Genomic DNA, 19463 nt, shown 5'->3' with positions numbered 1-19463 from the left:
CAGCAAGTCCTATCTACCAATCTATCTGAACAGGATATTTTGCTAATATTGAATCATGGCTAATCAGTCTAGCATTTTCAAGATTAGCTTGAGCAACTAACAAGCGGTCAAATGGATCTTTATGGATGTTAGGTAAAGTATTTAAAGCTAAAACATGGCTGACTGTAATTGATAAAAGGCCAATTTGGTTAGTTTCCTGCTGAGTATTAATCATTTCTGCTAAAGGTATCTTGAGTGATAGTTTACCTAGTTGTAGTTTGATTTGCATTTCCCAAATACTTGTAATACTAAGTAATAGCGTATTACTAGGATCTCTACACAGTTCTAAAGCTCTTTGAGAGAGTTTTTCTGGTTCGCTATCCCACCAAATAAATGTATGGGTATCTAAAAGAAATTTCATGATTCACCTGTCCAAAATTCTTCAGGAAGTGGCTCATCAAAATCTTCGCTAGTCCTAATTTTTCCAGCGTGTAGTCCTGGTTGTCGTAACTTAGGAGAAGGAGTTTCAGACGTTGTTTTTTCAGTATCTCCCCAAGGAATTAGACGAGCTACAGGCTTGTTTCCTTCGGTTATAATAATTTCAGTATCTACCTTTATTAAGGCAAGTAGTTCTTGTAAAGTTAACTGTACTTGATTGAGATCAATAATTTTGTTTGACATGAATAATTTTCTCTCTTTATTTACTTCACAAAATAAAACAGGATTCAGTGATAACTGCCTCACAAGTTAATAAAGGGTTGGCAACTTTTTCCCATTGCTGAATTACCCAATTGTGATAATTATCACTCCGGTATGTCTTGGAATCGCAGATCTTTTATTTAATTGGGGGTTAAACTACCAAGAATGGCTAGGACTTGCTGAAAAAGTACGGGCGAAGATTCGGGCAATAACTTATCGCTGAAACCGTAGATTTCCTATCCGAATGCTTCGCCCCTACAGGACGTGATCGATAAACTGTTTGCGTTTCATACAACAATTTTCTCTTCTTGGTAGTTTCCCCTAGTAGCGGAAATTGCTTCCTGTTTATTCAATTCTAATGCTTCGCTAAGAGTAATTTTTAGGCTTTCTAATAACTGATCACGAGATGCTTCTTGACAGTTAACTCCCGGAATTTCTTCTATCCAACCAATCCACCAATCTCCGTCTGGCTGAATGATAGCTGTGTAGGTGTTAGTCATAGAATATCTCCTTAGCTAAAATACAAATATATATTATTATACTCGATTTAGGAAACTCTGAAACCGCTCATCTCCCCGAATCTGCTCAAAATCTTTATCTGTTTTCGCCATATCCTGATATTCGACATCAAGATTGATGGCGCGTTGTAAGTTTTCGATAGCTAATTCCACATTATTTTGTAAGCCATAACAGCAAGCTTTATTGTAGTAAGCATTAGCATAATTTGGATTAATTTTAATAGCACGATCACAAGATTCTAGTGCATCTTTATATCGTCCCATAAAAGTTAAAGCAGCTCCTCGACTATCCCAAGCTTCATGCAAATCGGGTTTAATTTCTAAAGCTCGATCAAAGGATGCGATCGCTTCTTCCAATCTGCCTAAATTATATAACGCATTCCCTCGGTTGTTCCAAGCATCAGGGTCATCGGGTTTAAATTCTAAAGCTCGATCGTAGGATGCGATCGCTTCTTCAAATCTGCCTAAATCATCTAACGCATTCCCTCGGTTGTTCCAAGCTTCATGCTTATCGGGTTTAAATTCTAAAGCTCGATCGTAGGATGCGATCGCTTGTTCAAATCTGCCTAAATTACCTAACGCAACCCCTCGGTTGTACCAAGCATCAGGGTCATCGGGTTTAATTTCTAAAGCTCGATCCCAGGATGCGATCGCTTGTTCAAATCTGCCTAAATTACCTAACGCAACCCCTCGGTTGTTCCAAGCATCAGGGTCATCGGGTTTAATTTCTAAAGCTCGATCCCAGGAGGCGATCGCTTGTTCAAATCTGCCTAAATTACCTAACGCAACCCCTCGGTTGTACCAAGCATCAGGGTCATCGGGTTTAATTTCTAAAGCTCGATCCCAGGATGCGATCGCTTCTTCCAATCTGCCTAAATTATATAACGCATTCCCTCGGTTGTTCCAAGCATCAGGGTCATCGGGTTTAATTTCTAAAGCTCGATCCCAGGATGCGATCGCTTCTTCCAATCTGCCTAAATTACCTAACGCAACCCCTCGGTTGTTCCAAGCTTCATGCTTATCGGGTTTAATTTCTAAAGCTCGATCCCAGGATGCGATCGCTTCTTGGTATTGTTCAAGATAAACAAAAGTATTACCTCGATAAAACCAACCGTCTTCCCATTGAGGTAGCAAACTAACTAGACGGTTGAACCCTTTTAAGGCATCTCGATAGCGGTTTAATTCATATAGTTTAAGAGTAAATCCTGCTAGAGAAGGCAACATTTCAAGAGGTTTTTCTTCAAATAACTGCCAAATTAACTGTTTTAGAGGACGCAAATAGTCATTTAATTCTACCTGCTTTCCCTTGGCTTCAATTTGTCCGTCGCGAGGTTCTAAAATGTTTTCTCTGGCAATTAAATCAGCCAAACTTTGCTTGATTTTCCAGCGATACCAGAGTTGTTGCCACATATTTCCCTTGGCGATAAATCTGGCAGTGGGTTCAACAATAAACGGCTCTAAGGAAATATTACACTGGCGCAACAAATCCACCGCAGCATAGATATATTTCGCCAGAGTATCCCTTTTAATTGCATCCTGATAACGTTTTTTCCAGTTGCCTCGTAGAGTAGCTTGATAGTTGGCAGGATTGAGGGGTAATTGTCGGTTGTCAAGGCGCACCAGATTTTCTACCACATTGCGAAAGGTAGAATCATTATAGGCAGCAATGCTGCTGTAGTCAGTTTCAGCTTTAATGTTGGTTTGCGGGATAGTATCCTGCAATAATTCGACAATTGCACCGTCTTCCGGTGATGGCAATTCTACCAAGTGAAAACGGTTCCACAGTTTTGGGTATTTGTCCCACTGTAACTTATCCCATTCACTCGGTTGTCCCGGTAATTCGGGTTCTTTTTCATCTCTCGCAGTGGCAATTACTCGCACTTCTTCGGGACGAGTACAATGGTTTTCATAAGCTTCTAGGGTTTTTAATAGTCGTTCTTGTAAGGGAATATTAATCGCCGCAAGAGGACTATCTTTTGCTTGGGGATTTTGGTCGATTTTCAAACTGCGGCGCATATATGAGTTAAGATCATCGAGGAAAAATAGTAATTTTCTATCTGTTCCGATCGCCTCTAATTGTTTATTTTCAGGTCGCTCTAACCATTCTCCTAACTTTAATACTAATACCGTCCAGCCTTCATGATTCAAGCGTTGCGCTACTTCAGCAGCTTCTCTAGTTTTGCCGATTCCTGTGGGTCCGAGAATAATTAACCAGCGATTTTCCTCCAGATTTTGCAGAAGTTCGTTAGTAAAGTTTCGGTCAGCCATTCGGTGTTGGTAAATAATATTATGATCCGCTAAAGGAGATTTATCCTTTTCATCCCTTTTGTAGATAATCGGGATTACATTGCTATTGGGGGCAATTTTCGTAAAGGGTAAGGACGGTTCAATGATTCGGACTTTTCGTTTTTGCTCTCGATACCACCAAATGAAACCGATTATTGCCAGAACAACAGTCACTAATGCACCGGAGAGGAGATTGTCAATCCAGTCTTTATTAGTTTGATAGAATTGTATTATAGAATTCCACATAAGCCTATTTTAGATTTGAGATTTTCGATTTGAGATTGCGGAATGTGTGTCTAAAGATTTGTAGAAAATTAATTCGACTTCTTTTCACCGGTGAGAATATTTTTCCTCCTCGCCATGATAAGACAAATTTTAGATGCTTGTAAGTAAGTGGTTCTAATTAAATTGAAGATAGATTTTGTCCTTGATCCCCCCTTAATTCTCCCTTGATAAGGGGAGTGCCGATCCCCCCTTAATCCTCCCTTGATAAGGGGAGTGCCGATCCCCTCTTAATCCCCCCTTGATAAGGGGAGTGCCGATCCCCCCTTAATCCCCCCTTGATAAGGGGGGTGCCGATCCCCCCTTAATCCCCCCTTGATAAGGGGAGTGCCGATCCCCTCTTAATCCCCCCTTGATAAGGGGAGTGCCGATCCCCCCTTAATCCCCCCTTGATAAGGGGAGTGCCGATCCCCCCTTAATCCCCCCTTGATAAGGGGAGTGCCGATCCCCCCTTAATCCCCCCTTGATAAGGGGGATGCCGATCCCCCCTTAATCCCCCCTTGATAAGGGGGGCATCTGATAGTTTTTAACGCCTACCTAGTTAGAATAATCGACTAAACCTAATAAATCCCGATTAATCGGACAAAATAGGGCAATTTGCCCATTCATGGGCCAGAGGAGAGAAAAATTGTCAGACCATCGGGAAAAAGTGACAGGGGAAAAATTTTTCTAGACTGGAGTAGCCAAAAAATCCCAGTCCGGTTAAAATTGATTATCGATCGATTGTGTGAGGAGTCCGACCCCCATGACCAATAAACACACAGCAAGGCTGCTGGGTAGTTACCTGCAGCGCCTGCCTGCTCATAGCTGGCTCATCCTAGTTTTTTGGGCTTTGATTATCGCTCCAGTCCAAGCTGCTGTCGAATTACGCATTGCCATCAGTAAAGGTGTTAGCGCCGTCTCCGTGGGTAGTTCCACCGATGCTGTGGTGAAAGATGGGGCCGGGAGAGTCCTAGGAGAATTGACCGCCATGAATGCCCTCAATGCTAATCCCAGAGGAAAAGCGGTGGGTTTGGCCGATTGGCAGGCCAGTCAATTGATCATCGAACCGGAGAATGATGGTTACGTCTGGATTAATGATCGCTGGTATCGAGGACGCACAAGGATCATTCGGCAAGGTTCTGGGGTGACAGCCCTAAATTTAGTCGATTTAGAGGAATATCTCTATAGTGTCGTCGGTGCGGAGGCGATTCCCTCCTGGCCGCAAGAGGCCTTAAAAGCCCAATCTGTGGCGGCGCGTACCTATGCTCTCTACCAAATGAACACTTCCGGCAATCGCATCTACGATCTCGATACTACCACCCGCACCCAAGTTTATAAGGGTCTAGAAAGCGAGTTTACTAGCACCCACGAGGCGGTTAATGCCACCGCCGGACAAATTATGAGTTTCAACGGCAAACCGATTTTAGCGGTGTTTCACTCCTCCTCCGGGGGTCATACGGAAAATGTCGAAGATGTTTGGAATTCCCCCTTGCCCTACCTGCGCGGTGTCGTCGATTACGACCAAGTCGCCCCGGTATTCCAGTGGTCAAAAAACTTTAGCGCCGGGGAATTAGGCCGTTTAATTGGTGGTGTTGGTCGTGTGCGATCGCTATCTCCCGAAAGGACTACTCCCCACGGACGAGTGATTAGAATGCGTATAGTGGGCGATCAAGGCTCTAAATTAATCTCTGATACCCAATTACGGCGATTCCTCGAGCTGCGTAGTACCCTATTCACGATTTCAGCTAATAACGGTACTTTTGCCATTAATGGTCGCGGTTTCGGTCATGGGATCGGTTTAAGTCAATGGGGCGCTTTTTCCCTCGCTGACCAAGGGGTGACTTATGACCGGATTCTCGGCCATTATTATCAAAATGCTCGTTTGACTGAAATGCCCAATTAAAAAGGCTGTCAGCCATTTCCAGTCAACAGTAAACAGTGAACTGATCACTGATAACAAGGATCGAATCTAAAACCTAATTGGTTAAGCTAAGTAGGGAGGCACAATTATTTGTAGGATGGGTTAGCGGTAGCGTAAACTATGCTGGCGTTGGGTTTCATGCTTCAACCCAACCTACGTTCATCTGATCAGTGATAACTGATCAATGATAACTGATAACTGATAACTGATTGTGAGATAATGTCTGATCTAACTTGTAATTTTTGACTTGCATGACCATCGTTACCGAAGCCTTAACCGAGTTGGAACCAGTCATAAAAACTACCTTTACCGTTGAGGAAATTCGCCAACTACTGCCCCATCGTTATCCCTTTGCCCTAGTTGATCGCATTATTGACTATGTACCAGGTAAAAAAGCCGTTGGCCTAAAAAATGTCACGATCAACGAGCCTTTTTTCCCCGGTCATATTCCCAGTCGTCCCTTGATGCCGGGGGTGTTAATTGTTGAATCCATGGCCCAAGTGGGGGGAGTGATTTTGACCCAATTACCCGGGATGAAAGGGAAATTTTTTGCCTTCGCTGGCATTGATAAAACCCGTTTTCGTCGTCCTGTGGTGCCGGGAGATCAATTAATTATGACGGTGGAATTATTATCCTTCAAGATGAATAAAATTGCTAAAATGCAAGGGGAAGCAAGAGTCGATGGGCAATTGGCCGCCCAGGGCGAAATGATGTTTTCCGTCTTTGATTGACCTATGAATTTTGATCGAGATCGTCTCCGACAAGAACTAAATTTATTTGCTATTCTAGGGGCTTTTATTACCAATATTTTCGCTAATATTTTTCCTCTTAAGGGCGAAAATATCGGGGCTATCTCGAATACAGTTTTTCAAGATGTCTTAATTGTTCCCGCTAATTATGCTTTTGCGATCTGGGGATTAATTTATCTGGGTTTAATTAGTCTGGGAATTTACCAAGCTTTGGCTTTTAATAAAACTGAACCACGTTTGCGTCGGTTAGGCTACGAATTAGCCATCGCTAGTGCTTGTCAGATTCTCTGGGTAATTCTCTTTCAATTGCGTTTTTTTACCCTGTCTTTACTGGCAATGCTAGGCATTTTAATCCCTCTCATCCGGCTTTATCTCCGCTTAGAAATTAATCGCTTGATTGTGAATCGTAAACAGGGTTTATTAGTTAATGCTCCTATTAGTATTTATTTCGCTTGGATTAGCGTAGCCACGATTGTCAATGTCGCTTCGGTGCTAGATTGGATCGACTGGCAGCGATGGGGTCTAACTGACCAGATCTGGACGGTAATAATTCTGCTTATCGGGGCGATAATCGCGATTTTAGTCGGTTTAAAAAGAAAAGATCGGGCTTTTATCGGGGTGTTTATCTGGGCTTTTTTGGCGATCGCTGTTAAACAGATTTCTCTGCCTCTAATTGCGATAACAGCGATTATATTAGCGATTATCCTAACTTTTTTGGTTTTTCGTGGCAATTTTCGCCCTCTGAGTCGTTAAGATGCCCGATCACAGCGAATTTCGACGATAAAGCCATCGGGATCGTAGAAGTAAACCCCTCTCCCAGTCGGCCGGGTTACGGGTCCACTAGCAATAGTAATTCCCTGACTTTGTAGCACTTCTAGGGCAAAATCGAAGCATTCCGGGGCAATATCGAAGGCTAAATGGTTGGCACGGGTAAAAGCGATTTCGGGATTGTCGTCGGGAGGGTTTAAATCTGGTTCCCAAAATAGGTCAATTACTGTACCATCGGGGGTGATAAAATTCGCCACTTTTCCCTGGGCAACTAATTCTTTTAAGGTACTGGGAATTTTTTCCCCCACTAATTCCTCTAATCCTAATATTTCCCCATAAAAATGACGAGAGGCATCCATATCTTTGACGTTGAAAGCGATATGATGGACTTTTCGCAGTTGACCGATTTTGAGTTTTTTCGCAGTTACGAAAGGGCTAATAGTCATTTTAGTTATCATTTATCAGTAAAGGATTGGGGGATTTTTCAGTGAACAGTAATCAGTAATCAGTGAAAAGACAGCACTATTAATGTCATTTAATACTCCTCATTTAATACCGTTAACTGATAACTGATAACTGATTGGCGACTTAAGAGTTAATTTTTTGCAATAATTGTCGAATGGATTCGGCATCTTGAGCGTTGGGTAGGAGAGCGAGATAGAAGCCTAAATCCTGTTGCGCTTGGCTGAGTTGTCCAATTTGATAGTAAACTAAACCTCGATCGCGCAGCTCTAGGGGATGATTAGGAATGAGCAAAAGTAGTAGATCTATTGTCCGAATTGTCTGAGACCATTGTTGACGATTCAGGTAAATATATTTTAAATTAGTCAACAAACGTAATAAAATTTGCTGATTGGTAGCAATATTGAGAAAATGTTCTTCTAATTTAACTGGCTGTTGATAAATTTGACTTAATCTTTCTTGACAGTCCTGTTTAAATAGGATTTCACCACCGTGAAAGGGATCGACAAAGATTTCTACTTCCTCGAAATCGGGACGGATAATAAAATGCCCTGGCATACCAATTCCTACCATGGGAAAATCTATCTGTTTGGCAATCTCTAAATAGATAATCGAGAGAGTGAGTGGGATACCAGTGCGGCGATCAATTACGTCATTTAAGTAGCTATTGCGGGGGTCATAGTATTCTTGGGTATTACCGGTAAATTGTAAATCTTCAAACAAATATTGATTGATAACCTTGACTATTTTTAAAGGATATAATCTATCGGGTAGGCGTTTTTTTACCTCGTCAGCCATTAAGTTTATCCTATTTAAATAGTGATCAATCTTGAGACGGGGATATTCAAAATTGGCTATTTGTAGAGCTGCCCGAGCTAGATTTATCTCATGATCAGGATGTTGAATTGTTTCGATGAAGGCCTGGTATAAGAGTTCAAGGGTCATTAGAAAAGGGTATTAATCAGATTATCAACTATTTTAACCGATCCTTCTGGTTTTATCGCTTCTCTTTTCTGATCACTATTAAAGATTCAGCGCTTTAGATGAGCTTTCCCCGGAGGAGTAACGAGAAATCTTGTCAAGGTCTAGATTAACCACCGCTTTTTCTAAAGGGATCGTGCGACAATTTTTAGATTGATCCTGCACTTGATAAACTAATTGATTTGTCCAATCTAAAGCAGTTAACCAACCACTTTGGGGATGATAAACCCCAGTTTCAATGTCTAGCCAACCGCTGCCGCGAGCTAGTTGTCCCGGTTTGACATCAGGAAAGGTAAAGGTTAAAGTATGACCTGTGATAATTAGTTTATCCTTGAAATAGGGTTGGGTCATGGTATGAAATTCGTTTCTAATCCAACAAAACTCCTCGTTTGTTTGCTGTTCAAGGGGATATTCTGGGTGTACTCCCGCATGAACTAACCAAATATCTCCTAGGTCTAAATAAGCGGGTAGGGATTGGAACCAATTGATATGCTCGGCGGGTATATTGTTATTATAACTTAGTAGTGTCGCCGCCCCGCCACTCTCGATCCAACCGTTTAACCATCTTTCAGAAACTTCTTTTCCTGCTAAAGCTTTTAAGAGCATATATTCATGATTTCCTAGGAGACACTGGTAGTTATTTTTGATGACAAAATCCACCACTTCTAAGCTCTGCTCTCCTCGATCAATTAAATCCCCCAGAAAATAAACCTCATCCTCACTATCAGGAGTAACTCGGTTTAATAGTCGCAAAAGTGCCTGAAAATTGCCATGCACATCTCCGATAATAATACGACGCGGTTCTTGAGTTTGTTTCCCTATGTTTCTAAAAAACATACACCCCTCCCTAATCCCTGAGATTGCTACTCTTTTATTGCTAAAAAAGTAGTTTTTATATAGTCTTAATTTTATTATAGGACAAGCCTTTCCCTTTGACAGTCACTCCCTCCTAAGAACCGCCAGAGAAAGGCTGTAATTATTTTGTAAAGTATTTTTACAATCTCTGGACAGAGAGCGGTCAGGTTATGGTACTATTTTTTTATGATCAGTTTTTATATAATTGGACATCAGCACTCATCGCCAAACCCAAAGATTCCCATTGTATAAAAAAGTATCTCAAAAAAATGCTCCCTTGTCAAGCATCATCAAAAAAAAAGTTTTTTTTTGAGATTATAATAAAAAAAAATTAGTTTTCTGCTGCTATGATAACCCTAATTAACGCTAGAATTCCCGCCCATCAGGATCGACAACAAATAGAGATAAATGCTGCGGGAAAGATCGAGAGAATCACGGAGATGGGGGGAAGGAAAAAAGGGGAAAAGATTATCGATATGGAAGGGGATTGGCTATCCTTAGGAGGAGTAGATTTACAGATCAACGGAGGATTAGGATTAGCATTTCCTGACTTAGAAATAACAGATCTAGAAAAATTAGATAATATTAGCGATTATCTGGGGAATCAAGGAATTGATGGTTATCTTCCCACCCTAGTCACCACGTCCGTGGAGAAATTTCAAAAATCACTCTCAGTAATTGCCAAATATATCGAAAAACAGCAACAGGAAAATCGATCGAGCGCCCAGGTTTTAGGAGTACATTTAGAGGGACCATTTTTAAACTATGAAAAAAGGGGAGCGCATCCGGGACAATATCTTTTAAACCCAAGTATAGAAACAGTAGATAAAATTTTTGGGGACTACTTACCGATTGTAAAAATTATCACTCTAGCACCAGAATTAGATAGTAGCGGTACGGTGATTAAATACCTAAGCGATCGAGGAATTACCGTCAGTTTAGGACATTCGCAAGCGAGTCAAGAAATAGCCAAAAAAGCCTTTTTCCAAGGGGCAAAAATGGTTACTCATGCCTTTAATGCCATGCCTCCTTTACATCATCGTCAACCAGGTTTATTAGGGGAAGCAATTATCAATCGCGAGGTATATTGTGGGTTAATTGCCGATGGTCAACACATCCATCCAACCATGATAGAATTATTACTAAAAGCCAGTAATTATCATCAAGGAATTTTCTTAGTTAGTGATGCTTTAGCGCCGATTGGTTTAGGGGATGGTGTCTATCCTTGGGACGAGAGAGAAATTGAAGTCAAACAGGGAACAGCAAGACTTTTTGACGGTACTTTAGCGGGAACAACCTTACCCTTATTACAAGGAGTAGCCAATTTAGTTAACTGGGGAATATGTGATTTAGAAACGGCAATTCTTCTAGCGACAGAATCCCCCAGAAAAGCGATCGGATTAGCGGGTTTATCAGTGGGACAACCTGCCAACTTTTTGCGCTGGCAATCGGCATCAAATTGGGAAAGATTGGATTTCCGTCAGCATTTTGGACTCTAACTGTTGAATGAGGGTATCAAGATCGACTTCGAGGCGATCAAAACATTCAGGAGGAGAAAGATCGGGTTGAAAATAAATCAATTTTACCTGACCATCACCGATAGCGACTATAGCCACTTCTTCGCTGGGATTATAGCGATAAATAATCCCAAGCATCTCTTGAATTTTACAATTAACCTTGCGATTTAATTTCTCTAGGGACTCCCTAGAACAACAGACAAAATGAGGCTGAGGTTTAAGATCGATGCCTAGGGTTTCTTGAGCATCTTCTCCCCATTCCGAGAGTAAACCCCACATTAAACCGGCTAATTCCTGTTGATTTTCTTGCACAAATTGATCTAATTGATAGCGCCATTGATTAGCGGGATCATCGGGTATTGCTTGTTCAAATCTCATCATTAGCCTCTTTTCAGTTATCAGTTATCAGTTATCAGTTATCAGTCATCAGTTATCAGTTATCAGTTATCAGTTATCCGTTATCCGTTATCAGTCCTTAATAAGGGGGGTGCCGATCCCCCCTGCCCCCCTTGATAAGGGGGGTGCCGATAGGCGGGGGAATCCCCCTTAATAAGGGGGGAAAGCTGAGAATTTTTAACACCTACCTACTTATAGACAACTTTTCCTCTAGATAGGGATTGAATAGGGATAGAACTATTCACCTTTTCAGTTAACGACGGTACTCATCACCGCAATCACCGATTAACTGCAATAAATCCCGGGATTTTTCCAAGACATGATCAATTTTTTGATAGTCTTGGGGAGATAATTGAAAATCGAAAATACGGGCATTTTCTGCGATATGTTCAGCAACACCCAAACGCACCCCGATAATTGCTCCAGCTACGGCTTTTTGTTCAAGAACGTAACGCACTGCCACATTAGGAATGGTGACATGATAGGAATCAGCGATCGCTTTAAGAACAGTTAATAATTCTTGGAATAATTGCCAGTTTCCCCAAGCATCGATCATGTTTTTATATTTCCGTAAACTAGCGGTATTGAGACTCATGGCATTGGGTTCAGGATGACCGAGATATTTAGCTCCTAATAAGCCTCCTGCTAGAGTACCATAGGCCAGGAGATAGATGTTATGTTCTTGGCAAAACTGCGCCATTTTGACGAGGGGACGGCGATCAATCAGGGAAAACTGGACTTGATTGGAGACTATTGTAATCCCGGCGCTGAGAATAATTTTTAAATGTTCCGTGTCGAAATTAGTCAAGGCTAGGTGTTTAATTTTGCCTTCCTGTTGTAATTCCCCTAAAAAATATAAGGCATCTAGATAATTTTTATCGCGATAATCCCACCAGTGAAACTGCAATAAATCGAGACTATCCACATCCATGCGACGCAGGGAAATAGCGATATTTTTTGCGACTATTTCCTTAGTCATTTTACCCGGACGGGGAACCCATTTAGTGAAAGCTTGCAGATTATTTAAAGCATCAATACCCCTTTGAGCGACTAATTGACGACGAAATTCACCGATAAAATCTTCAGCCGGACCGTAATGATCGGCCAGATCCCAAGTGGTGAAACCGGCATCTAGATAGGAGAACATACTAGGGATCGCTTTTTGGGGTGCGATCGAACCATGGGCGCCTGAAACTTGCCACATTCCGTTCAAAATACGACAAATTTCCAGATCGGGGGTAAACTGTAAGCGACGAGATTCGGACATGGGGACTTTTCAGTAAACAGTAAACAGTAATCAGTAATCAGTGAAAAGACAGCAGAAAACTGTCATTGAATACTGCTCACTTAATATTCTATTCTCCTACTGACCACTGATCACCGATTACTGATTCAAGACAGATCGATCGTCCCTGTCTGGAAAAACGCGGCAAAGGGGAAGACCTTCGCAAAAATCTCCCCCTTTTTGGGTTTTTGCTGCTCAATTTTTGCCCGGTTAATATTCCACTTCCAATCGCGCTGCGGTGACAGCATCAAAAGCGAAAGCGAGAACTATAGGCATAGGACAAGCGAGGATGACACAGAGAATTAAAGCTGTCACAGTCAATCCAATCGCCATTCCTAACCAAAGTTTTTCGGCAGGGGATAGACCTTTTTGACGCTTAATATTTTGTAACACTTTGGTGGGAATTGGTTCTGGCATGACGGCATTGGGAGGGAATGCCCAATAATTACTGTAGCGTTCGAGAAATAGCTCTGTCCAGCCGTTTTCTTGACACCATTCTTGAATCCATGGTTCGTGAAAGTGTTTCATTGCTTCCCTGTTGACTTTTTCCGGTGATTACTTTAAACATCTCTTGATGCGAACTTCATCCTAGCAAAGCTATCTTAAGGGTCGATCGGATTCAATAAAACTTAATATATGAGTAGTCGGTGGGTAAAATGTATTCTAAGATACAGTGCCAGCGAACGACCAGAACGAACCACAAAGACACAAAGGACACAAAGATCGATCGCTCCTATATAAGTTAAACCGATCACACAAAAGGAAATAATTGTTAAAAAATTTCGGTTCTCGATTCGGTACAGATTGCCTGTAATTTTTGGTCCCAAGTATCGAGGGGAAGGGTATCGAGATAGGCAAAGTCAAAGACAATCCCGATCGAGGGGATAGCTTGCCATTCGGGGGAATGTAGGAGACGATCAAAATAACCTCCCCCGTAACCTAAGCGATAACCTTGGCGATCGCAAGCGACGGCGGGAATTAACAGTAAGTCCACTTCGGTCGGTAAAATGAGAGTAGCGATCGCTGTTGGTTCATAGATGCCATAACGATTTAATTCTAGGGGATCGTCGGCAGTCCAACAGTGCCAAGTCAGGCTATCTCCGTCACAACGGGGAAAACCCCAGCGATGGTGTTGACAAAATAAGGAACTTAAATCCGGCTCTTGACGATAACTGAAGTAAGCGAGAATGGTTTTAGCGTGTTGAAAGAGGGGTAAAGATTGTAAATTTTTGCAAAGTTGCTGACTATTTTCTTGCCAAATATGCTCAGGAAGTGATCGTCTTTGGGCAATTAGTTGTTTGCGTAATTGGGCTTTTTTGGTAGCAGAATCCATAAAATAAAGATAAATAGGAGAGTAAGTAGCTGGTTATAATTAAATTGAAGATGGATCCCCCCTTAATCCCCCCTTAATAAGGGGGGTGTCGATCCCCCCTTAATCCCCCCTTAATCCCCCCTTAATAAGGGGGGTGTCGATCCCCCCTTAATCCCCCCTTAATAAGGGGGGCATCGGACAGTTTTTAACACCTAACTACTTAGTAAGAACGATGCTAAATCTATTTAACTCGCTTTTTGGGCGTTATAACGAGAATATCAAGGCCAATGTGGAAATTTACACGTGGGCAACTTGTCCCTACTGTATTCGTGCTAAATGGTTGCTGGGTTGGAAAGGGGTAAAATACACCGAATACAAGATTGATGGGGATGAAAGCGCTCGTCAAGCCATGGCGGAACGGTCTAACGGTAAACGCAGTGTACCACAGATTTTTATCAATAATGAACATATCGGTGGTTGTGATGATTTGTATGCTTTGGATGGTCAGAAAAAATTAGATAATTTACTGGCTAAATGTGGGACTATCTAAAGTCTATTGACGAAAAAGCCTATGAGAAACATCGGCAATGGATGCAGTTAGCTTTAAATTTAGCGGCAACTGCGGGGGATCGGGGTGATGTACCTGTGGGAGCGGTTATCGTGGATAAACAGAGCAATTTAATCGCTCAAGGGGCTAATTGCAAGGAAAAACACCATGATCCCACCGCTCACGCTGAAATTCTGGCGATTCGTGCCGCTAGTCAAGTGTTAGGCAATTGGCACTTAAATGATTGTACCCTCTACGTCACCCTCGAACCCTGTCCCATGTGTGCCGGGGCAATTATTCAGGCTAGATTAGGATTATTAGTGTACGGTGCTGACGATCCCAAAACAGGAGTTATCCGCACTGTGGCTAATTTTATTGATAGTCCTTTTTCTAACCATCGTTTACTGGTAATCGCGGGAATTTTAGCCAAGGAATCGGGGGAATTATTACAAACTTGGTTTGAGAAAAAAAGAAATGTTTAAAGGAGTCAGGGAGATAGGAGTCAGGAGTCAGGAGTCAGGAGTCAGGAGTCAGGAGTCAATCCTACTGTTAAAAGCGGATTGGGTAAGCTGTTGTGCATCTGAATTTGATATTCGTTTTACCTTGTCTCAACTAGAACTTGAATGCGGACTAGCTGATCACTGATCGTAATATGAGAACAGGAAATCGTTAATCTTCCCTCTGTGCTGATGATTGCCGCTTGTCCCTGGTAGGTGATAGTTATCGCATTACTGATCTGGAGTTACTCTGATTTTACCAATAAGGTAGTTGATATGTACGAGAAACAGGATCTACCTGCATTTGACAAAAGATTGCTACTTCTCCCTCCCAATTCATGTATCGAGAGCCAGGCGTTTCTAGAATTAACTCCGTATCTTTAGGATTGCGATAGAATTGGATATTAGGAGTTTCCTTGTCAAATTCATTTTGATAAAACAAAGATGGCAAATTACTTATTTTCTCTGCAATTGACTCTAGATCATATTGACAACTTGTATGTCGAATCGAACCTGGATACGGCAAGTCTATTGTCTCGACGTGATGTACGGTTTTTACGATAGCGTTCTTTAAATGACGACCGATTCGATATAAATTGGCAAAATGATAACGCAAATCACGGTTTAAAGAAATAGCCGATTTTCCATTCGGATGAATTTCGATATCGGGTCCGATATTGCCATTAGGATGAACTCCTTCCAAGAAATATCCTACGATACGAGCATCTCTGGGAAAAATTTGAATTTTTTTCCTGATCGGCTTTGTGACTATTCTGCGATCCCGTGAGTAAATTACGATAGAACGTAATTGACCGCCATTATGCTTGATTTTATTAACAATAGGGGACAATAAGTTTTTATAATCTTTAATATTATTTTCAAAGTCTTTTTTTGCAGGATTTTTAGCCTTATCTAGCCACTTATCATTATATTTGACTTGATTGGAACTATCATAAGGATGGAGAACCTTAAGAATACGGTAGCAATCATCAATATGAGCCATTAAAGCCTCTAGTAATTCTTTTTGTAAGATAGGCAGTTTCGCTAATGAATAATCGAGACGACCTTCAGCATCAAATAAAGCATGATTTATTCGGTCTATTTCATCTAAAATTTCAGCCAATGCTTTCATAACTCTCTGTATTGATAGATCGTAAATAGAAAGTGGATGACGTTCAATATGGGCTTTATGATAATCGATATTTTCTGGAAGAGATTTTAAATAATTGAAGGCTTCAGGATACAAGTTTCCATCTCTATAGGTTTTACGTTCAATTTTCATTGATATGTAAGCAAGTCAGTTGTGTTATCTATGTATTATAGACCCAAGGAAACCCCACAAAAAGCCATGAGAAGCGATCGCCTATTCAGACGGATTTAGGTGTTGACTGTTGGGTTTCCCTTTCCCCTAAAATTGAGAGGTTTTCTTTAACCCATTGATTCGCTCAACCCAACCGACGGACTCTCTTGTAGGTTGGGTTGACGTAAGGAAACCCAACAAAAAAATAAGAGTATCGAAATAGCGATCGCTTTTTTTAAATCCTACAGTAATCATAGCAATTATTGTCGGTCAAACTTCTCTTTTCTCCCGGTTTAAATCGTCAATTAATTACCTTACTCCTCTTCTCTACTCATTAAAGTAGCGATTAAGAAATTCCTGGGGAGTAATGATGGGGATATTTTCAAAGTCATGTAATGTTAGTAAATCTAAATCTCCTGTAATAATAACTTCTGCTTGAATAACTATAGCGCTCGCTAAAATAACAGCATCATCTGGATCTCTAAGTTGAGGAACTTCTAGTAGTCTGTCAACACAAGGTTGTATAAGTTCTTAAACGATAGTCATCAGGTATGCTGTTGTATATCCACAATATTGTTTTCGAGATTGGAGTTTGGGTCGTTCTAATGTATCTTCTATATCAGCTAAGATCTTTTGGGAGGCAAAGATTGTAATTCTTTGATTTTTAGCTAATTTAAGGATTTTACCCGGAACTCCTCCCCACAACAATCCTGAAATCAAAACATTGACATCTAGAACAACTTTCATGAGTTGGTGCGTCTAATTTGGCGAGCTTCTTTAATCATCTGGCTAATCTCAGCCAGAGTCGGTTGATTGGCATCTGGTTCCATTGCTTCTAGTCGCTCAAAGAATTGCTCTAGATTGACTTTATCTTGATGAACTTTTTTGAGAATGATGGAGTCTTCCGTCAGGGAAATCATGTATTTATCTCCTGGGTTGAGGCGGGTTTTAACTTCAGGAGGAAGTTCGATGTTTCCTTCTCGATTGATTTCTATGAGTAGCTCTTTGGTCATCGGCTTCAAAATCAACTTTATTAGCTTTAGCTGTTAAACAGACTTTATAAATAATCTGATCAAGTTAATTATATATATTTTAGCGAATTTTTCAAGCTACGGCCTGCTACCTTGGAATCTAATCCTGGAATTGATGGCGCTCGGCGATTCGCATCTGGACAGGTAATGTTTCTCCCTCTACATTTATACTACCCCAGGAGAGTCCTTCCACAGAATCAATACTAATGGCGGCTTGACAACCACCCCCTGAACGGTTAGCATTAGTAGGTATGTACGAATTGAGGTTAGGATAAAATCTCAATAAAAATCACGGAAATACAAGCCTCCGATGGTGTAAAAATTTATATTCAGTTCGAGAGTATAGAAGAAAGAACAGAAATTTTTCAAACAGGAGTTACTAATATTGTCAATGACTATGTACAATTATTATTAAATTCGATTAAACAGGGAGTTTCCCAAGTAAGTCCACCCAGTCAGGTTACTTGAGGATTTGGGTTACAAGTTGGGGGTAAAACGGGGATTTATTTAGTGACAAAAGGTTCAACACAAGCTAATATTAAAGTTGCTATTGAATGGGAATTTAACCAAGATAAGGGAGGTTAGTATGCAAGTTCAAGTCGAAAAACGGTATTATACACCCGAAGAATATTGTCAGCTAGAAGAAACAGCAGAATACAAAAATGAATATCTAGATGGAGAAATTATTCCTATGACGGGAGCAACTACTAATCATAATCTGATTGCTGGTAATTTTTATAAAAATTTTCCGACTAAGATTAACAATGAAGATTATTGGGCTTTTATGAGTGATGTCCGGTTATGGATGCCAATATATCGCTTTTATACTTATCCTGATGTCATGGTGATTAAAGGCAAACCATTATATGAAGGAAAAGGCACAAATACTGTAACTAATGCGTTAATCATTGTTGAGGTTTTATCAAAATCAACCCGAGATTATGACCGCACTGATAAGTTTAAATTTTATCGCTCAATTCCTGATTTTAAGGAATATATTTTAATCGATCAATACCGTTATTATGTTGAACAATTTTATCAACAAAATAATGGAGAATGGTTGTTTAAAGTTTATGAATCAGACAAGGATGCTTTAAGGTTTTATTCTGTAGATTTCCAAATTTCACTGATGGATATTTATCAACGAATTGATTTTAATTTAATTGAAGAATAATGATTAAATCTAATCTCAATTATCTACCAAAATCAGTTGATATTGCGATTCTCAAGATCAAGAAGGAAACCCAACAAAAAAATAAGAGGATCGAAATAGCGATCGCTCATTCAGACGGATTTAGGTGTTGGGTGTTGGGTTTCGTTCCGAGGTCCCAATCTATGAAACGATGCGATCGCACTTCGTCAAATTCAGCAAAATAAGCTTTAACCTCATGCCAGAAATTTTCAGACTGGAAGGCTATGTTTTCTTTTTCTATGCTAATGAAGGCAATGAACCCATGCACGTTCACGTTCGACGCGGCGGGGGGTATGCTAAATTTTGGCTAGAGCCGCTAGAATTGGATTATGCTAAAGGTTTGAAAACTAAAGAAATTGTTCGGGCTGAAATTATCATCACAGAAAACTTAGAAACAATACGGAGGAAATGGCATGATGTATTTGGTACATGAAAGCACAGTAAAAGCTCAAAAAGTTTGGGTTGAAGATAAATGGATTTGTATTCGTTTAGAAGACGATAGAGAAATTCGTTTTCCTGCCTATAAAAATAAACGGTTATCAAAAGCAACTTCTGAACAATTAGCAGAGGTTGAGTTAATTTGTGATGGGACGGGATTACATTGGGAAACCTTAGATGAGGATTTGTCTATCATTGGCATTTTAGAAGGAAGATTGGGCGCTTAAATTTTAAATGCTTAAACAAACCTACCGAACCTAGCAATCATAGTAATTATCCTAGGTTGGGTTAACCCAAGGAAACCCCACAAAAAAATAAGAGGATCGAAATAGCGATCGCCCTTTTTAAAATCCTACAGTAATCATTTTTCCATAGCTCCTTTGCTTCCTTGTAGCCTTGTTTGATTCGCACTGTGAATTTATATGTCGCCTGTAAGACTTTTGATAATCTTTTTAGCCAATCGCTC

At 40.7% G+C, this 19463-nt stretch carries 22 protein-coding genes and 2 pseudogenes; 10 read left to right on the top strand and 14 right to left on the bottom strand.

What is annotated here, in order from left to right; all coding sequences use genetic code 11:
• Positions 1 to 13: 13 nt before the first annotated feature.
• The 4 genes from EWV60_RS16055 to EWV60_RS16040 all read right to left on the bottom strand — a co-directional run bounded on the left by EWV60_RS16055 (position 14) and on the right by EWV60_RS16040 (position 3728).
• Entirely contained in the window at positions 14 to 400 is a 387-nt protein-coding gene (locus tag EWV60_RS16055) for a type II toxin-antitoxin system VapC family toxin (protein ID WP_002734288.1), read from the bottom strand.
• Positions 397 to 660 carry a type II toxin-antitoxin system Phd/YefM family antitoxin gene (locus EWV60_RS16050; protein WP_193979765.1) on the bottom strand — a complete coding sequence of 88 codons (264 nt, stop codon included), beginning with the start codon at positions 658 to 660 and terminating at the stop codon, positions 397 to 399. The genes EWV60_RS16055 and EWV60_RS16050 overlap by 4 nt, the downstream gene beginning before the upstream one ends.
• Before the next feature lie 305 nt (positions 661 to 965).
• Positions 966 to 1178 carry a hypothetical protein gene (locus tag EWV60_RS16045; RefSeq protein WP_002760549.1) on the bottom strand — a complete coding sequence of 71 codons (213 nt, stop codon included), beginning with the start codon at positions 1176 to 1178 and terminating at the stop codon, positions 966 to 968.
• 36 nt (positions 1179 to 1214) lie between these two features.
• On the bottom strand, positions 1215 to 3728 hold the full coding sequence (locus tag EWV60_RS16040) for a tetratricopeptide repeat protein (protein WP_287233308.1): 2514 nt from the start codon (positions 3726 to 3728) through the stop codon (positions 1215 to 1217).
• Between the two features lie 781 nt (positions 3729 to 4509).
• On the opposite strand from EWV60_RS16040, the gene EWV60_RS16035 reads away from it, so the two are divergent.
• The 3 genes from EWV60_RS16035 (at position 4510) to EWV60_RS16025 (ending at position 7169) form a co-directional block, all read left to right on the top strand.
• The gene (locus EWV60_RS16035; RefSeq protein WP_002778111.1) at positions 4510 to 5649 is read left to right on the top strand and encodes a SpoIID/LytB domain-containing protein; all 1140 of its coding nucleotides are present in this window, start codon (positions 4510 to 4512) and stop codon (positions 5647 to 5649) included.
• A 269-nt stretch (positions 5650 to 5918) separates the two neighbouring features.
• Complete coding sequence (gene fabZ, locus EWV60_RS16030) at positions 5919 to 6398, top strand: 3-hydroxyacyl-ACP dehydratase FabZ (protein ID WP_002734156.1); 480 nt, start codon at positions 5919 to 5921, stop codon at positions 6396 to 6398.
• A gap of 3 nt (positions 6399 to 6401) precedes the next feature.
• Positions 6402 to 7169: a TspO-related membrane protein gene (locus EWV60_RS16025; RefSeq protein ID WP_016515158.1), complete on the top strand. Its 768-nt coding sequence runs from the start codon at positions 6402 to 6404 to the stop codon at positions 7167 to 7169.
• Here the strand turns inward: EWV60_RS16025 and EWV60_RS16020 are convergent.
• The 3 genes from EWV60_RS16020 to EWV60_RS16010 all read right to left on the bottom strand — a co-directional run bounded on the left by EWV60_RS16020 (position 7166) and on the right by EWV60_RS16010 (position 9464).
• Complete coding sequence (locus EWV60_RS16020; protein WP_002740969.1) at positions 7166 to 7630, bottom strand: VOC family protein; 465 nt, start codon at positions 7628 to 7630, stop codon at positions 7166 to 7168. The genes EWV60_RS16025 and EWV60_RS16020 overlap by 4 nt on opposite strands.
• 142 nt (positions 7631 to 7772) lie before the next feature.
• Positions 7773 to 8591, bottom strand: coding sequence for a SirB1 family protein (locus tag EWV60_RS16015; protein ID WP_002751728.1), 819 nt, complete (start codon positions 8589 to 8591; stop codon positions 7773 to 7775).
• Between the two features lie 78 nt (positions 8592 to 8669).
• Complete coding sequence (locus EWV60_RS16010; protein ID WP_287233303.1) at positions 8670 to 9464, bottom strand: metallophosphoesterase family protein; 795 nt, start codon at positions 9462 to 9464, stop codon at positions 8670 to 8672.
• Between the two features lie 365 nt (positions 9465 to 9829).
• On the opposite strand from EWV60_RS16010, the gene nagA reads away from it, so the two are divergent.
• Positions 9830 to 10981 (top strand): N-acetylglucosamine-6-phosphate deacetylase, encoded by a 1152-nt coding sequence (gene nagA / locus EWV60_RS16005; RefSeq protein WP_287233301.1) that lies wholly within the window; start codon positions 9830 to 9832, stop codon positions 10979 to 10981.
• Here nagA and ccmS read toward each other — a convergent pair.
• The 4 genes from ccmS to EWV60_RS15985 all read right to left on the bottom strand — a co-directional run bounded on the left by ccmS (position 10937) and on the right by EWV60_RS15985 (position 14013).
• On the bottom strand, positions 10937 to 11377 hold the full coding sequence (gene ccmS, locus EWV60_RS16000) for a beta-carboxysome assembly chaperone CcmS (RefSeq protein WP_002751731.1): 441 nt from the start codon (positions 11375 to 11377) through the stop codon (positions 10937 to 10939). The genes nagA and ccmS overlap by 45 nt on opposite strands.
• Positions 11378 to 11648: 271 nt before the next feature.
• Positions 11649 to 12662 (bottom strand): aldo/keto reductase, encoded by a 1014-nt coding sequence (locus EWV60_RS15995; RefSeq protein ID WP_287233298.1) that lies wholly within the window; start codon positions 12660 to 12662, stop codon positions 11649 to 11651.
• Between the two features lie 228 nt (positions 12663 to 12890).
• Positions 12891 to 13208 (bottom strand): slr1957 family protein, encoded by a 318-nt coding sequence (locus EWV60_RS15990; RefSeq protein ID WP_002733676.1) that lies wholly within the window; start codon positions 13206 to 13208, stop codon positions 12891 to 12893.
• 244 nt (positions 13209 to 13452) lie between these two features.
• Positions 13453 to 14013 (bottom strand): 5-formyltetrahydrofolate cyclo-ligase, encoded by a 561-nt coding sequence (locus EWV60_RS15985; protein ID WP_287233296.1) that lies wholly within the window; start codon positions 14011 to 14013, stop codon positions 13453 to 13455.
• Positions 14014 to 14224: 211 nt separating this feature from the next.
• Here EWV60_RS15985 and grxC point away from each other — a divergent pair, with 211 nt between their 5' ends.
• Together grxC and tadA are read left to right on the top strand one after the other, a co-directional pair.
• The gene (gene grxC, locus EWV60_RS15980; protein ID WP_002751734.1) at positions 14225 to 14542 is read left to right on the top strand and encodes a glutaredoxin 3; all 318 of its coding nucleotides are present in this window, start codon (positions 14225 to 14227) and stop codon (positions 14540 to 14542) included.
• Positions 14527 to 15021, top strand: coding sequence for a tRNA adenosine(34) deaminase TadA (tadA, locus tag EWV60_RS15975; RefSeq protein WP_042790306.1), 495 nt, complete (start codon positions 14527 to 14529; stop codon positions 15019 to 15021). Before grxC ends, tadA begins: the two co-directional genes overlap by 16 nt.
• A 271-nt stretch (positions 15022 to 15292) precedes the next feature.
• On the opposite strand, the gene EWV60_RS15970 is transcribed toward tadA, so the two are convergent.
• The 3 genes and pseudogenes from EWV60_RS15970 to EWV60_RS15960 form a co-directional block, all read right to left on the bottom strand.
• Entirely contained in the window at positions 15293 to 16318 is a 1026-nt protein-coding gene (locus tag EWV60_RS15970) for a hypothetical protein (RefSeq protein ID WP_287233294.1), read from the bottom strand.
• Positions 16319 to 16663: 345 nt separating this feature from the next.
• Positions 16664 to 17083: pseudogene (locus EWV60_RS15965) on the bottom strand (putative toxin-antitoxin system toxin component, PIN family).
• Positions 17080 to 17349, bottom strand: a complete 270-nt coding sequence (locus EWV60_RS15960; protein ID WP_002778095.1) for a hypothetical protein — start codon at positions 17347 to 17349, stop codon at positions 17080 to 17082. The pseudogene EWV60_RS15965 and the gene EWV60_RS15960 overlap by 4 nt, the downstream one beginning before the upstream one ends.
• Positions 17350 to 17850: 501 nt before the next feature.
• On the opposite strand from EWV60_RS15960, the pseudogene EWV60_RS15955 reads away from it, so the two are divergent.
• The 4 genes and pseudogenes from EWV60_RS15955 to EWV60_RS15940 form a co-directional block, all read left to right on the top strand.
• Positions 17851 to 17952, top strand: a pseudogene (locus EWV60_RS15955) (CU044_2847 family protein); the annotation flags it as partial.
• Position 17953: 1 nt separating this feature from the next.
• Positions 17954 to 18541 (top strand): Uma2 family endonuclease, encoded by a 588-nt coding sequence (locus tag EWV60_RS15950; RefSeq protein ID WP_002751737.1) that lies wholly within the window; start codon positions 17954 to 17956, stop codon positions 18539 to 18541.
• Positions 18542 to 18710: 169 nt separating this feature from the next.
• Positions 18711 to 18992, top strand: a complete 282-nt coding sequence (locus EWV60_RS15945) for a DUF4160 domain-containing protein (protein ID WP_223210954.1) — start codon at positions 18711 to 18713, stop codon at positions 18990 to 18992.
• The gene (locus tag EWV60_RS15940) at positions 18976 to 19224 is read left to right on the top strand and encodes a DUF2442 domain-containing protein (RefSeq protein WP_002740925.1); all 249 of its coding nucleotides are present in this window, start codon (positions 18976 to 18978) and stop codon (positions 19222 to 19224) included. Before EWV60_RS15945 ends, EWV60_RS15940 begins: the two co-directional genes overlap by 17 nt.
• The last annotated feature ends 239 nt before the right edge of the window (positions 19225 to 19463 follow it).

Origin of the sequence: Microcystis sp. Msp_OC_L_20101000_S702, assembly GCF_007095705.1 — a bacterium.
In the GTDB taxonomy this organism is placed as follows: Bacteria; Cyanobacteriota; Cyanobacteriia; order Cyanobacteriales; family Microcystaceae; genus Microcystis; species Microcystis ichthyoblabe_A.
This window is presented reverse-complemented; position numbering and strand designations above follow the sequence as displayed.

Excerpts from the sequence above, each read along its gene's own strand:
- EWV60_RS16055 (WP_002734288.1), bottom strand. The coding sequence starts at position 400 with ATGAAATTTCTTTTAGATACCCATACATTTATTTGGTGGGATAGCGAA.
- EWV60_RS16050 (WP_193979765.1), bottom strand. The coding sequence starts at position 660 with ATGTCAAACAAAATTATTGATCTCAATCAAGTACAGTTAACTTTACAA.
- EWV60_RS16045 (WP_002760549.1), bottom strand. The coding sequence starts at position 1,178 with ATGACTAACACCTACACAGCTATCATTCAGCCAGACGGAGATTGGTGG.
- EWV60_RS16040 (WP_287233308.1), bottom strand. The coding sequence starts at position 3,728 with ATGTGGAATTCTATAATACAATTCTATCAAACTAATAAAGACTGGATT.
- EWV60_RS16035 (WP_002778111.1), top strand. The coding sequence starts at position 4,510 with ATGACCAATAAACACACAGCAAGGCTGCTGGGTAGTTACCTGCAGCGC.
- fabZ (WP_002734156.1), top strand. The coding sequence starts at position 5,919 with ATGACCATCGTTACCGAAGCCTTAACCGAGTTGGAACCAGTCATAAAA.
- EWV60_RS16025 (WP_016515158.1), top strand. The coding sequence starts at position 6,402 with ATGAATTTTGATCGAGATCGTCTCCGACAAGAACTAAATTTATTTGCT.
- EWV60_RS16020 (WP_002740969.1), bottom strand. The coding sequence starts at position 7,630 with ATGACTATTAGCCCTTTCGTAACTGCGAAAAAACTCAAAATCGGTCAA.
- EWV60_RS16015 (WP_002751728.1), bottom strand. The coding sequence starts at position 8,591 with ATGACCCTTGAACTCTTATACCAGGCCTTCATCGAAACAATTCAACAT.
- EWV60_RS16010 (WP_287233303.1), bottom strand. The coding sequence starts at position 9,464 with ATGTTTTTTAGAAACATAGGGAAACAAACTCAAGAACCGCGTCGTATT.
- nagA (WP_287233301.1), top strand. The coding sequence starts at position 9,830 with ATGATAACCCTAATTAACGCTAGAATTCCCGCCCATCAGGATCGACAA.
- ccmS (WP_002751731.1), bottom strand. The coding sequence starts at position 11,377 with ATGAGATTTGAACAAGCAATACCCGATGATCCCGCTAATCAATGGCGC.
- EWV60_RS15995 (WP_287233298.1), bottom strand. The coding sequence starts at position 12,662 with ATGTCCGAATCTCGTCGCTTACAGTTTACCCCCGATCTGGAAATTTGT.
- EWV60_RS15990 (WP_002733676.1), bottom strand. The coding sequence starts at position 13,208 with ATGAAACACTTTCACGAACCATGGATTCAAGAATGGTGTCAAGAAAAC.
- EWV60_RS15985 (WP_287233296.1), bottom strand. The coding sequence starts at position 14,013 with ATGGATTCTGCTACCAAAAAAGCCCAATTACGCAAACAACTAATTGCC.
- grxC (WP_002751734.1), top strand. The coding sequence starts at position 14,225 with ATGCTAAATCTATTTAACTCGCTTTTTGGGCGTTATAACGAGAATATC.
- tadA (WP_042790306.1), top strand. The coding sequence starts at position 14,527 with ATGTGGGACTATCTAAAGTCTATTGACGAAAAAGCCTATGAGAAACAT.
- EWV60_RS15970 (WP_287233294.1), bottom strand. The coding sequence starts at position 16,318 with ATGAAAATTGAACGTAAAACCTATAGAGATGGAAACTTGTATCCTGAA.
- EWV60_RS15960 (WP_002778095.1), bottom strand. The coding sequence starts at position 17,349 with ATGACCAAAGAGCTACTCATAGAAATCAATCGAGAAGGAAACATCGAA.
- EWV60_RS15950 (WP_002751737.1), top strand. The coding sequence starts at position 17,954 with ATGCAAGTTCAAGTCGAAAAACGGTATTATACACCCGAAGAATATTGT.
- EWV60_RS15945 (WP_223210954.1), top strand. The coding sequence starts at position 18,711 with ATGCGATCGCACTTCGTCAAATTCAGCAAAATAAGCTTTAACCTCATG.
- EWV60_RS15940 (WP_002740925.1), top strand. The coding sequence starts at position 18,976 with ATGTATTTGGTACATGAAAGCACAGTAAAAGCTCAAAAAGTTTGGGTT.